Origin of the sequence: Roseicella frigidaeris (assembly GCF_003258945.1) — a bacterium.
Lineage (GTDB): Bacteria > Pseudomonadota > Alphaproteobacteria > Acetobacterales > Acetobacteraceae > Paracraurococcus > Paracraurococcus frigidaeris.
In genome coordinates, this window is sequence record NZ_QLIX01000048.1 from 1 (window position 1) to 12,672 (window position 12,672).

The 12,672-nt window shown below is 66.8% G+C and carries 8 protein-coding genes and 3 pseudogenes; 4 read left to right on the plus strand and 7 right to left on the minus strand.

The features are described 5' to 3' along the window. Positions 1-68 precede the first annotated feature (68 nt). Entirely contained in the window at positions 69-527 is a 459-nt protein-coding gene (locus DOO78_RS25945; RefSeq protein ID WP_111472787.1) for a transposase, read from the minus strand. Between the two features lie 98 nt (positions 528-625). Between DOO78_RS25945 and tnpC the strand changes: the two are divergent. After that, positions 626-1,303, plus strand: a pseudogene (tnpC, locus tag DOO78_RS25950) (IS66 family transposase); the annotation flags it as partial. A 47-nt stretch (positions 1,304-1,350) separates the two neighbouring features. Here the strand turns inward: tnpC and DOO78_RS25955 are convergent. Beyond that, positions 1,351-1,599: pseudogene (locus tag DOO78_RS25955) on the minus strand (transposase); the annotation flags it as partial. 68 nt (positions 1,600-1,667) lie between these two features. Between DOO78_RS25955 and DOO78_RS25960 the strand changes: the two are divergent. After that, positions 1,668-2,381, plus strand: a pseudogene (locus tag DOO78_RS25960) (IS110 family RNA-guided transposase); the annotation flags it as partial. A gap of 462 nt (positions 2,382-2,843) precedes the next feature. Next, a complete protein-coding gene (locus DOO78_RS27775) occupies positions 2,844-3,323 on the plus strand; it encodes a GFA family protein (protein ID WP_456310037.1) in 480 nt (159 codons plus the stop codon). A 50-nt stretch (positions 3,324-3,373) separates the two neighbouring features. On the opposite strand, the gene chrA is transcribed toward DOO78_RS27775, so the two are convergent. From chrA to DOO78_RS27205, 3 genes are all read right to left on the minus strand, one after another. Beyond that, on the minus strand, positions 3,374-4,612 hold the full coding sequence (chrA, locus tag DOO78_RS25970) for a chromate efflux transporter (RefSeq protein ID WP_111472790.1): 1,239 nt from the start codon (positions 4,610-4,612) through the stop codon (positions 3,374-3,376). Beyond that, positions 4,609-4,833, minus strand: a complete 225-nt coding sequence (locus tag DOO78_RS27985) for a hypothetical protein (protein ID WP_207803072.1) — start codon at positions 4,831-4,833, stop codon at positions 4,609-4,611. The genes chrA and DOO78_RS27985 overlap by 4 nt, the downstream gene beginning before the upstream one ends. A 4,827-nt stretch (positions 4,834-9,660) precedes the next feature. After that, complete coding sequence (locus DOO78_RS27205; RefSeq protein WP_128080164.1) at positions 9,661-10,284, minus strand: hypothetical protein; 624 nt, start codon at positions 10,282-10,284, stop codon at positions 9,661-9,663. A gap of 415 nt (positions 10,285-10,699) precedes the next feature. Here DOO78_RS27205 and DOO78_RS25985 point away from each other — a divergent pair, with 415 nt between their 5' ends. Then, complete coding sequence (locus DOO78_RS25985; protein ID WP_111472792.1) at positions 10,700-10,942, plus strand: helix-turn-helix domain-containing protein; 243 nt, start codon at positions 10,700-10,702, stop codon at positions 10,940-10,942. Positions 10,943-11,067: 125 nt separating this feature from the next. Here DOO78_RS25985 and DOO78_RS25990 read toward each other — a convergent pair whose 3' ends face one another. Further along, positions 11,068-12,171 (minus strand): tyrosine-type recombinase/integrase, encoded by a 1,104-nt coding sequence (locus DOO78_RS25990; RefSeq protein ID WP_111472793.1) that lies wholly within the window; start codon positions 12,169-12,171, stop codon positions 11,068-11,070. Then, positions 12,168-12,521 carry a site-specific integrase gene (locus DOO78_RS25995; protein WP_111472794.1) on the minus strand — a complete coding sequence of 118 codons (354 nt, stop codon included), beginning with the start codon at positions 12,519-12,521 and terminating at the stop codon, positions 12,168-12,170. Before DOO78_RS25995 ends, DOO78_RS25990 begins: the two co-directional genes overlap by 4 nt. Positions 12,522-12,672: the final 151 nt, after the last annotated feature.

A 12,672-nucleotide genomic window follows, 5' to 3' on the forward strand; every position in this document is an offset into this window, starting at 1 on the left:
GTCGTTAACGCTATCCATAACGTCGACCTGAAGCTCCTCGCTCCAGGCCGACCCAGCACATTCAGGCCTCACCTCGGAAGATGGGCCTCGTCGCCGCGCTTACTCTCGATGCGATGGCGCTGCCGGTAGAGATTGGCGTCGTGCGGGATCGGTCGCTTTCGGCTGCGCGTTGATGGAATGCAGGGCGTGATGCCGCGTTCGGTCAGGGCGTCGCGGAAGCGGGCGCTGTCGTAACCGCGGTCGCCGATCAGTTCACGCACCCCGGGTGGCAGTTGCGGCAGCATGAGGGCAGCGCCGCGATGGTCGCTGGCCTGCCCCTCGGTGAGCAGGAGCACGACCGGCCGCCCGTGTCCGTCACAGGCGGCATGGAGCTTGGAGTTCAGGCCACCCTTGGTGCGGCCGATGCAACGGGGAAATGCCCCTTTTGGAGCAGGCTGGCGGCGGTGCGGTGCGCCTTGAGGTGCGTGCTGTCGATCATCAGCCGCTCGGGAGGCCCGCCCACGGGTAAGCGCGGCGACGAGGCCCATCTTCTGGCGTGAGGCCGGATTGTGCTGGGTCGGCCTGGAGCGAGGAGCTTCAGATCGACGTTATGGATAGCATTAACGATGATGCGAAGGGCGTCGGGTACGCGCCGGGCCGCGGTGCTGAGCACGCGAAGGACCTGCTGGCCGGCTATCGCGGGATCCTGCAGTGCGACGGCTACGGGGCCTACAAGACGCTCGCCGCGGCGAGCGAGGGCATCACGCTGGCATTCTGCTGGTCGCATGTCCGTCGGCAGTTCGTCGAGCTCGCCAGGGGCAAGACCGCGCCGGTCGCCGCCGAGACGCTGCAGCGGATCGCCGCCCTCTACGCGGAGGTGCGCGGCAAGCCGCCCGACATCCGCCGCGCCGCCCGCCAGGAGAGGAGCCGCCCCCTCGTCGAGGAGCTGTTCGCCTGGCTGACGGCTCAGCTCGCACGGCTGCCTGGCAGCAGCCCGACCGCGGAGGCCATCCGCTACGCGCTGAACCACCGCGAAGGCCTGGTGCGGATCCTCGACGATGGCAGGATCGAGCTCGACACGAACACCGTGGAGCGCGCCATCCGTCCCCTCTGCCTCAGTCGTAAGAATGCACTTTTTGCCTCCGGCGACGATGGCGGGGCGCGCTGGACCGCGGTCGCCTCATTGGTCGAAACCTGCAAGCTCAACGGCGTCGACCCGCAGCGCTACCTCGCCGACGTGCTGACGCGCCTCGTCAACGGCTGGCCCAACAGCCGCATCGACGACCTCATGCCGTGGCGCTGGGCGGCCAACGAACAGGGCTGAACGTCAAGCGCGGCTACGATGGGCCTGAAAGCCGCGCTTACGCCCACGGCGGCCAGGGCGGCGAAGATGCGGTCGAACACGCCCATGCGGCTCCAACGCACGAAGCGGTTGTAGAGGGTCTTGTGCGGCCCGTAGGCGATGGGTGCATCGCGCCATTGGAGCCCGTGACGGATGACGTAGATGATGCCGCTGAGCACCCGCCGGTCGTCCACGCGCGGCACGCCGCGGGAAAGCGGAAAGTGCGGCGCGAGGCGCCGCATCTGGGCAGGCGTGAGCAGATAGGGCGGCTCGGGCATGGCGGGACCTCCGCCCAACACGAATCACGCCCCGCCGCGTCGCTCCAAACAATTAATGGATCCTGAGCCTAGTTCGCGCGCGGGAAGCCGCCGTCGATGATCTACGACGCAAGCGGCAAGTGATATCGTCGCTGCTGCTGAAGCATGACCGTGCCTACTCCGGCAAGACGACATGGGGCGCGATGCACGTACGCTGGCTGCAGGAGCAGAGCTTTGCCTATCCGGCGCAGCAGGTGGTGCTGCAGGAAATGGTACTTGCCGAGCGGCATGCGCGCGAGCGGCTGGGACGGATCGAGGCGGCGATCGCCGAGCTGTTGCCGAACTGGTCGCTGGCGCCAGTGGTGGAGGCGCTGCAGGCGTTGCGCGGCATTCGCCTCGTGACGGCCGCGACCATTATGGTCGAGGCCGGCGATCTGGGACGCTTCGAGACCGCGCGGCAGTTCATGGGCTACCTCGGGCTCGTGCCGGGCGAGCGCTCGACCGGAAACACCGTGCGCCGCCTCGGGATCACCAAGGCCGGCAATGGTCGACTGCGGCGGGCCTTGGTCGAGAGTGCGTGGACCTACCGACACCCACTGCGCACCGGCAAGCTGAAGCACTACGTGCTCGAGAAGCTGCCCGCGGCCGTGAAGGACATTGCCTGGAAGGCGCAGACCAGGCTGTGCGCGCGGTATCGGGCTTTGGCGTCGCGCGGCAAGCAGCTTACCGTTGCAGTTACCGCGGTGGCACACGAACTCGCTGGCTTCGTCTGGGCGATCGGACGGGAGGTGAAGTCGGTCTAGCAATCCGCCTCCGCCGTCGCCGCCATCATAGGGCTGCGCGGGGGTGGGGGCGGGGCAACGGCAGGGGAACTCCCGTCGGACGCTTTGTGGCCGGCCATGCCGACACCCGCAGTAAGATCGGGAAGCCCCAGGACGCATAAGCGGAGATGCGGTAACCAACCCGCGGATCAGAGCATGATCACCGACGTCCATTGGCCTCGCCTCCTCCCCTACGCGGCCTCGATGCTACCGCCATCGAATGCGGGCGATGTCGCGCGCCAAGATACCTTGACTGCGAACATCAGAGCGGGCCGGCAGGCGCAGCATGGCGGCTGTCCTTTGGCGGGGACGCCCCAGCCTAGTGGTGTGATCGCCGCTGATGGTTCCGGCTGTACCGGTCAGTTGGGGGCGAGAGGAAGTCTCGATTTCGTTCGCCGAGTGGCCCAAACTCCCGCCTCCTGGGAAGACGGGGGAGGCGACCCTATGAAGCTCCCGCAGACTGGCGGCTGCCTGTGTGGCGCCGTGCGCTACGAGATCACCGGGCCGCCGCTGGTCACCTATACCTGCCACTGCACCGTCTGCCAGCGGCTCACTGGCAGCGCCTTCTCCTCGGCGGTGGTGGTCGCGGCCGAGGCGTGCCGCTTCGCGGGAGGCGAGACGCGGTCCTTCGAGCGCCCCGCCGACAGCGGGCGCACGGTGACCCGGTGGGTCTGCGCGGGTTGTGGCACCTGGGTCTGCAACGGGGCGAGACCGGGGACGGCGCCGCCGGGCGGCTTCGTCGCGGTGCGGGCGGGCACGCTCGACGACACGTCTTGGCTGCGCCCGACCGCGCATTTTTGGACCCGCAGCGCCCAGCCCTGGGTCGCGCTGCCGGAGGGTGATACGCGCTTCGAGACGCAGCCCGAGGACGGTCTCGCATGGTTGCGGTCCATCAGGAATCATCAACGCCGATCCGACCACTAGCCGCTCACCCGCTCCGCCACCTCAGCCCAGGAAAATGGCCAAAGTCGAGCTCAGGCGTACACGCCGAGCGCGACGCCCGCTGCGGCGGTCAGCGCCACCACCAGCCAGGCCGGCACCCGCCACCAAATCAGCGCGGCAAAGGCCAGCAGCGCCACCGCGAAATCACCCGACGTGTGGACGCTGGAGGTCCAGATCGGATCGAACAATGCAGCGGCGAGGACGCCCACCACGGCGGCGTTGACCCCCTGCAATGCAGCTCGCACATGCGGCCGGTGACGCAGCCGGTCCCAGAACGGCAGCATGCCATACATCAGCAGCAGGCCCGGCAGGAACACAGCGACGAGTGCCAAGGCCGCGCCGGCCACGCCGTTAGGCGCCGGGCCCTGCACGCCGCCGAGGAAGGCGGCGAAGGTAAACAGCGGGCCCGGCACGGCCTGCGCCACGCCGTAGCCGGCCAGGAACTGATCGGCGCTCACCCAGCCCGGCGGCACCAGCGCGCGTTCCAGCAGCGGCAGCACCACGTGTCCGCCGCCGAACACCAGCGAGCCGGCGCGGTAGAAGGCCTCCATTGTGGCCACCGCATGCGAGCCGGTCGCCGTTGCCAGGGGCGGCAGGCCGAGCAGCAGGAGCGGGAGCAGCACCAGGGCAGCGATGGCCCAGCGCCGTGGCACCCGGAAAGGCAGCGTCGCCGAGGGCGGTCCCATGTCCCCGCCTTGGTGAAGGATCAGCCCGGCGATGCCGCCGGCCAGGATCACGCCGACCTGCGTCAGAGCGGAGGGCAGCAGGAGCAGCGCCACGGCCGCCAGCACGGCGAGGGTGGCGCGCGGCCGGTCCGGACAGAGATTGCCCGCCATGCCCCACACCGCCTGGGCTACCACCGCGACGGCGACCAGCTTGAGGCCATGCACGACACCGGTCCCTGTGTCGCCGGCGGCGAGATCGACGCCGTAGGCCGCCAGCAGCATCACCAGGGCAGAGGGCAGAGTGAAGCCGAGCCAGGCGGCCAAGCCGCCCGGCAGGCCGCCGCGCAACACGCCGAGCGAGAACCCGACCTGGCTGCTGGCGGGGCCGGGCAGGAACTGACCGAGCGCCACCAGATCGGCATAGCCCTGCTCGCCGAGCCAGCGGCGGTGCGTGACGAATTCCTCCCGGAAGTAGCCCAGATGCGCAATCGGGCCACCGAACGAGGTCACGCCGAGCCGCAGGAACACGGCCAGAATGTGCAGGAAGGACGCGCGCTCGGCGGTCAGATCGGCCGGAGCGGGGACGGTCTTGCGGGTATCGCTCATGAAAGGGCGCTCCGATCGTCGGCGAGGGAGGAGGCGCAGGCTGCCTCAGTGGAACGGCGGGCCAGCCGCGCATCGAGCGACGAACGACCCGAGCCCACGATCAGTGGGTAGAGATAACCGAGCAACCTGCACAGATCGGCACGCGCTTCGTGCCGCGCGCTCCAGAAGCCGACGCGCTTGATGTCGGCCTCTCCCCTTGGGCGGACCAGTTTCGGGTCCATGGTCAACAAGCCCGACGATTTGCGTAGCCCCCCGACCAGAGCAGGGGGCGGGACCAAGCAGCCGCCGGACTACTTTACCAGCGGACCACTCCTACGGCGTCAGGTCACTGCCCCTTCTTCTTGTGTGGCGCCTCAAACGGAACGGCAAAATACCCACCTCACACGATCCGAGGCCCCACACTCGGGATCGGAAGCTTTCGGCGTTGAGGTATGGCCTTCTTGACCTCCGGAATGCGGAGGGGGTCGCCGACGATCGAATACGCGATCCCTCGATCGGCTTCCACCTCGTTCGCGTTCAGAGAGGCGAGATCGGGAATCGATGCCATGATCGCGTTGACGTTCTCCTCAACTTCAGGATCCTTGTAGGTGTCGCCTTCTAACCCGACGACGGCACCGGCCATGGAAACACCAGACAGGATCTCCACAGCGGCCGCGAAAATCGCATCGGCGACAGCCGACTTCGCCTCGTCCTCGCTGAGCACGCCTGACTTGACCAGGAAGAGGCTGCCACCAAAGAGGACGACCACGAACAGGAGCTGACCAGCTGTCGCCGAGCCACGCATGCCGCTGACGCGCCGGAGCCGCTTCGGCAGAGCCTTCAAGGCACCTTGCCACTGCTGGTGCGACGAGAAGAGCTGCTTCAGCCGGACGTCATAGACATGCATCCCCTTGTCGAACAGTCCTTTGGCGAACTTAGCGTCGGCCCCCGCATGCCCGTTCGCAACAACCTTCTTCCATTTGCCCTGTTGAAGGAGCCTGCCAGCCTCGGGGGCTCGGGGATGCGAATGCTTGTTGAGCAGGTAATCAATCGCGTCCCTCAGATTCGCCTCGAACGTCTCGCCCTCGAGGGCGGACACCTCGGAGCCGATCCGCCGGAAAATGGCCTTGTTGTCGACGAGCCAGACCTCAGGTGGCACCGCCGCCGTATCGAGTACGAAGGCGTCGATGCCGTTGCCATGGACAGACTTATAGGGATTGGAGAAGTGCACGAACCTGTCGCCATGACTCCTCATGGCGTCCTCGAACAGCAGCTCTCCGGTGGCACCGATAAGCCCGTTCTTGGTTTGCGGATCGGGGATGAACCGGTCACCGACCTGCTGGAGGCCAAGCTCGTCTCCGGCCGCGCCCGCGAACAGATCCTCTGCGAGTTCCGGCGAGAGAACCCCCTTCCGGATTGCTTCGTTGAGAACGTCCGGTAGGTCGAGGAGATTCCTCGTCGCCTGGGATGGTTCATTAGGACGTGCTCGTGCAGAGCCGCCACCGCCGCTGCCCCCACCGCCANGCTTCAGCAAGTCGGCAACCTCGGCTTGGCCGGACATATCGCGGAAGATGTTTGCCGTGCCGAGCACACCCATAGCCGCGGCGAGTCCGGTTGGATCTGGAGCCGGCTGTGGGTTGACAATGTTGACGACTGGCGGTGGCAGAGCTGTCGACGAGGTGTTCTGCTGCTGAACCGTCGGCACGACCATCTGAATGGGCGCGATCTCGGGAGCGAGGTGTGGGATCGGGGAGGACTGCCAGTCCCAAAAGCGCGTGTTGTCGATCTTCTCCGATGCGTTGCAGAGGCCAAGCTTGGCTTCCGCGAAGACGCCGCGCGTCGGCAGGCTCGTCAGCCGCTCGTTCGCTGCAGGCAAATCTGGCAGTTTCTCCTGAACGGCTTTGTTCCAAACGTCGTTGGTGCAGGGATAGGCGACGTAATCCCCAACCATCTCCAGTGGGCGGTTCTCAAGGTGGAGCGCCGCCCCACCAAGCAGCCGCGCCCGCTCGGCGGGCGCGAGCGCAAAGTAGATCGCCTGGCTATAATACCCAACATTCGCGCGCAGGTGCTCGACGAGACGGGCGCGGTCGAGATCATCTTGGATGTCCTGTGCTGGGCGCGGAGGAGGCTGGGGCGCTCGCGCCGTCGGTAGCCAAATCTGGTAATCGTAGTCGAGGATGAGTGGGCCGTTCGCGTATCCCTCGTCCACCAGCACAGTCTTGCCGCCGAAGGCATCCACAGCGGTGACCTTGATGTGCTTGAACGAGAGCTTGCCTCCGGCATTCAGGCGGATCAGGTCAATCCGGATCGCATCTATCTCACCCCAGGGGACATCCTCCCAGGGATCGCCAGGCTTGGGCGCGGGTAGTCGCCCCATGAAGGCGTAAGTGCGATCTTTGACGGTGAACGCTCCGGGAGGCTCGAGGCGACCAGGTTCCTTATCCCAACCGCCGATCAGCTTGATGTTTTTCCAGAGGAGGTAGGCCTCGACCTTGTACGCTTCGCCTTTCTCGTCGAGCGAGTAGTCACCCGTCGTCATCTCGAACCAAAAAAACCGAAGTGGCGGACCCGCGGGCTTTGGCTGAGGAGGCGGATTTGGTGGCGGGAACACTTCGAGAGCGCTCCGCCGGCGGTCGATGCGATCGACGGCTTCAAAAGCAGGCGCGAGCGCAGGATCGAGCAACGCCCCTTCGAGCACCTTCCGGTGGACGACGATGTTCCGGTTGGTCTTCACCTCGCCACCGCCTTGCTCCTTGTCGGTCGGGAACCAGTCGAATGGCATTTTCACGAGGATGGCCGTACGTCGTGCGGAGAGCTCTGTGACGATGCGGAAGTGTCTCAGCACTTCGTAGTAGAGAATGGTGAGCGCATGGCTGTGGTTGTAATTTACGACTGTCCGCGTCTCGACCGCTTCTTTCTCAGCCTGCGTTGCGTGTACGACGACGGTCGATGCAAGCTCACGCTGTGCGGCGCTGGCCTGCGAAATGCGGTCATTCACCGTCTGAACGGTGTTTGCGCCGATGTCGCGACTGCCGCTGCTGCTCGCCCGGCTTCCCCCGATGGAGCCAGTCAGCCCGGCCGCGACGCCCACACCCCCAAGAAGAGCGCTCGCGCCGACTGCTGCTGCAGCACCGCCCATGAGACTGCTCCCGCGCTGTAGCTCGCGCAGGGAAGCAGTCACAGTCTCTGTGATCGTCCGGTCGCGATGCTCCTGGTGAACCAGCTGCTCATCGACCTTCGTGACCTCTTTCCGCTGCGCATCGTCCCGCCGTGTCCAATCCACAACGGCAAGATTGACGGACTCTCCTGGAGCCAGAGGCATCGAGTAGAGGATGTTCCCGAGAGAGTGCCCGAGCGGGCACCAGGTCGTTCGAAACTCGTGAATGAGACCGATCTGGGCTTTCCCCTGCAGATCGGCCGGAAGCTGGACAGGCGCGTCTGTAAGACCGATGGCCTGGTAGAAATTGTACTCTTGCGTCGCGAGATTGGCTGGCAGAATATTCTCGCAGCCCTCGTCTTCGCCGAGCAGTGCCGACGGGCTTGCCGCGAATGAGGCCGGAGAGATACGCCAATCTGTGAGGCTCGGCGATTGCATCGCCGGAAATCCGGCAGCCCGAATCAGTGGCGGTACGTCAACTGGCTCTGCGAACTGGATCCGGATGACAATCCCGTCGTCGCTGAATCGCCGCTGGCTGAGCGCGTCAACTCGGAGCCTCTCTAGCCCCATGGCGTAGAGCCAGACGGACACCTCAGTCTTCGCAGCTGGATCTTGGCGAAGGTCATCAACCGCCTTGGCCAGCTTCGCGCGTAGCTCTACCGGTAGGCGCGTGAGGTCAAATGAGAGATAACCGGCGTGATCAGAGGCGAGCACGCCAAGCGGGTAGGCGCTCAGTACGGGACTGCCAGTTCCGGAGGAGGTCACTTCAAGACCCATGCTCTCCGCCGCGGCGCGCATTCCAGCGTCCAGCGCCGTGTCCAAGCGGTTGCCAGAAAGCTTTGCCAGGCTCGGAACGCCGACCGACTTCTGAACGGCCACGATGGCTTCCCGGAGAAACTCGACGCTACCCTTGAAGTCGGATTTGAGTTCATCGCGCGCGGCTTGGGTGAGCGTTCGGGCGACTGCCTTGCCTACGGCAGCTCGGATGTTCGCGAGGACTCCCGCACTGGCTTGCGCCAAGGTCGGGTCCTGTGCCCGCAATGCTGTGGTGAGCGCGTCCGCGAAGCGATCGTCAGCATTCACCTCAACAGGCGTGACGAGCTCCGCGTAGAAGGGCATCCGGGCGACCGGACTCTGGTTGGTCACTTCAAGGACGAAGACCGAAAGCCTGGAGAGATGCGGCATGTCGACCCCGCTTTGGACAAGGCGCAGTCCGCGCCGAGTTACGGCCGTCGTTATGGTTCCGATCGGGACGGTGTTGAGCAAGCAGAAACAGCCGATTGTCGCTGCGGCCGAAATTCTGGAAAGGCTTTTGCGCCTAATGGGATCGCACTACAAAACGGGGGCAGCCCGGCCGCGCAACGGTCGGACCGGCGGGCGGTCTCCCTCGGGCCGATCCGGCTGCCCCCGTTTTGTGGTACGCTCCTGTCCGACCCGCGCCGGCGACAGCGGGGACGATGATGCGGAGCGGGCGGTCGGGGAAGGCCTGCACCCGCGCCATGACGGGCGTCGCCAGGGCGGCGAGCACCGTGGTGCGGCGTGCGAGCATGGGGCTTCCTCTGGCTTATACCGCGCAGGATAGAAGTACCGGGGTCGGTAGGGCATCGGGGCCGTCGAGGCGGGACAAGCCGAAGTCGTCGCGCGGGTTCCGCCACCAGTCCCGGACGTCATGCTGCATGATGAGCCAGGGCTGGTGGAAAACCAGGTTCCCGCACAACGCTGAGAACACTGCGTTGCGTCATATGGAAGGACGGAACGGATGCCTTCTCCGAAGGCATCCGTTCGCCCTGCCTAACCACGCCACACCTAGCCGCACCGGGCCTTGCCTTGACGTGCCTAACCGTGTCGGGCCTTGCCAAACCGAAACCCGCCTCGGCCAGAGCGTCAGCATTCTCCATGCGTCAACGGTGCGTCAAGTGCGGCGGCGAGTTCGGGGAGTGGGTCGCTTGGATGCTGGGGCTTCCCGCGCTGCGACGACAAATCGGCCGCATCGCGGTCGCCAGTCACCGATCCCGACCTGCTCTCCAGCAATATCGAAGAAGTCGGCCAGATCCCTCGCCTCGATCATCGTGGGCAGAAAGTCGACACTGATGTCGGCGGACCAGTCATCGAAGCGTGGCCGCGTGCGCATCACCCGTGTCATGCCCACCCGAACACCCGTCCGATGCCGGAAGGCGGCACCGGCAGACCACAATGCGTGAGGATCACGCGGGCCTTGGTAGAGTAGAGGAGCGTTGCTTCGGATCAGCATCGCCGCTTTGGCCACCGTCGCCTTCTTCTTCTTGGCGGCGGCGCGGATCAGGGCCGCCTCGACCATCTCGGCAGGGATGCAGGGCTCGCCGCCCTGCAGATAAAGCGAGCCCAGGAACTCAAGCCTGGCAATTTCGAGATGATCTGAATCAACCTTGCCTCGCTTGCGAGCGGCGGCGGCGAGCGCCTGCGCATGAGGGTCGAGGGGATCCGCCAACCTGCCATTGTGCATGAGCAGGGGCGCGATGCCGGTGATCCGGAAGTGTAGGGTCTGGTACGCGCTCACGAGGCACCTCTAGAGCAAGGGGAAGCACGCGGCGCGTATCGGGCACAGTCCAGCGTGCATGACGGCTTTGGCGCAGGGCCCTGAGCCGTGACGTGATCGCCTGATGGCAAGCAAGGCAGAGGGTCGTCAGCGCGTCGATGTCGTCGAGATCCCAGCGCCCGGTCATCGGATAGCGCCGGTGATGCACCTCGAGGCTGTCGGTGGTGTCGCAGGTACGGCACCGATGTCTGTCGCGCTCCAGTGCCCTCGCACGAAGACGGCGCCAGGCCGGAGATTGGATGTACTCCAGGTAGGTCATGCGCTTGCCCCGGCCAGAATCGGGATGGCGTTCACCGAACTGGAATATCCTATTTTGGGTTTAATGGGCCTCACTTCGTAGCGATGGGCCGCTCAACCGGAACGGCCGTCCCCCTCCATGCCCCGCTCGCGCCGCTCGCCACGTCGGGCGCGGCTTCAGGAACTCCTCGTCGAACGACGCCGAGCAGCCGGCCTGACCCAAGCAGAGCTGGCGGAGCGTCTGAACCGGCCCCAGAGCTTCGTGTCCAAGTACGAGACGGGTGAGCGGCGGCTCGATGTCGTTGAGTTTTTGGAAGTCGCCGAGGCGCTGATGACCAGCCCAGCAGAGCTTCTCGTCGAACTTTGCCGACTGCCGGGCTGATCACCAGTTGTTCGAGCAGGCAAATGGACCGCCATCCACCGGCTCGCCTACGACCTCCTGATCTTTGGCAAGGCCGCCATGGTGGGTGTCGCGCTTTGCTTATGCCGCGCCCATGCTTGGGTCCATCACCCGCCCTCCTCCCAGCGTTCGATCTCGGCGGCAAAGGCCCGTTCGGCGCGGCCGGCCTGACGGGCCCGCCGCTCGGCCAGCCGGTCGCCCTGGCGGAGCCCGGCATGCAGGCCGGAGGCCTCGGCGTAGTGCTGCACCGAGACCTCGGCGGAATGGCCCATGATGTCGGCGGCATCCATGGCGAGCTCAGGGGCGCGGCGGGCGGCGCTCGCCCGCAGCCACTTGCGGAAGGCGTGCGGCCCGTGCGCTTTGTCGAACCAGGCGAGGGTGCGGCGCTCGGCGATCCCCTGGACGCCCTCGCGGGTCATCGGGCCGCGCATGCCCATCCAGAGCTGGCCCGTGCGCCCGGCCCCGGGAAACCGGGAGCGGGCCTGCTCGAGATAGTCGGTCAGCATCGCCGAGGCCGCGGCGTCGAGCGGGTAGTCGAGCCGGCGCCCGGTCTTGGTGTGCTCGCCGGGAAAGCGGAGATGCCAGGTGCCGTCCGACCGGAGCTCGAGATGCCGGTCCAGGGTCATCGCCACGAGGCTGCGGAGGCGCGGCGCGCGGGTCAGCAGCACCGCCAGCAGCGCCGCGTCGCGCAGCGCCCGCCACCGCTCTGGCCCGTCCGCCGCCGCGAGCCCCTGGCGGTGCAGCCGCCGGAGATGCGGCATCGCCTCGTCCACGTCGTGCACGGTGAAGGGCTTCGGACCGCCCGGGATCGCCCGGCGGAGCGGGCGGTTGCCGGGCCGGGTGATGAAGCTCCGGTCGCGGTCGGGGGCCAGCAGGCGCAGCATGGCGCTGAGGTTGCGCAGCATCTGCCGCCGGGCGGTGGGCGCCAGGCCACGCGCCCTGGTCTCCCGGCGCCACGCCGCCACCCGTGCCGGCGTCACCAGGCTGCCCGGCGCCCCGGCCTCGCCGAGCCCGCCTGTGCGGGTGGCGAAGTCGAGGAACTGGCCGTAGGTCTGGATGTAGCTGGCCAGCGTGGCCGGGCGGAGCGCCGCGGCCGCGCCGCACTCGCCCGAGCCGTCGTCGTCCGGTGCCCGTGCCCGCTCGAGGGCGAGGCGCTCCTCCCGGGGCCAGTGCCCGGGAGGGATGGAACGGACGTCCACCTGCGCGGTCATGCCTGCCTCCGGCGCCAGCGCGCCAGGTCGAGCGGCAGGCCTGGCAGGATTGCCGTGGCAGCGGAGCGGCGCCGGCGCGTGCTGATCCCCTCGCTCACGCGGTGCGCCGCCCCCTGGCGGTTGGTCCGGCGGTAGTACCGGAGGGCGATCTCGAAGCCGGCATGGCCAAGCAGGGCGCGGACGTCCTCGATGGCGTGCGGATGGTCCGCCAGGATGAGGGCGGCCGCGAAGGCGCGGAAGTCGTGGACGGTCATGCGCACCCCGATGTGCTCATGGATGGCGTCGGCGATCGCCTCCGAGAAGCCGCCTTTGTTGCGCGGCAGTGCCGTGCCGTCGCGGTTGGGGAACACCCAGGCGGTCGTCGGATGCGGGCCGAGGGGGCGGAAGTCGCGGAGGTACTGTTGATTGCCACTGAGATCTGACCTGGTTTGGGGTGAAGTTGCCACTGAGAGTTGACCCATGTTCGGACGCTAGCCTCGGCTTTCTGGGCGGAGGCGGCGG

Excerpts from the sequence above, each read along its gene's own strand:
- DOO78_RS25945 (WP_111472787.1), bottom strand. The coding sequence starts at position 527 with ATGGGCCTCGTCGCCGCGCTTACCCGTGGGCGGGCCTCCCGAGCGGCT.
- DOO78_RS27985 (WP_207803072.1), bottom strand. The coding sequence starts at position 4,833 with ATGGACCCGAAACTGGTCCGCCCAAGGGGAGAGGCCGACATCAAGCGC.
- chrA (WP_111472790.1), bottom strand. The coding sequence starts at position 4,612 with ATGAGCGATACCCGCAAGACCGTCCCCGCTCCGGCCGATCTGACCGCC.
- DOO78_RS25990 (WP_111472793.1), bottom strand. The coding sequence starts at position 12,171 with ATGACCGCGCAGGTGGACGTCCGTTCCATCCCTCCCGGGCACTGGCCC.
- DOO78_RS25985 (WP_111472792.1), top strand. The coding sequence starts at position 10,700 with ATGCCCCGCTCGCGCCGCTCGCCACGTCGGGCGCGGCTTCAGGAACTC.
- DOO78_RS27775 (WP_456310037.1), top strand. The coding sequence starts at position 2,844 with ATGAAGCTCCCGCAGACTGGCGGCTGCCTGTGTGGCGCCGTGCGCTAC.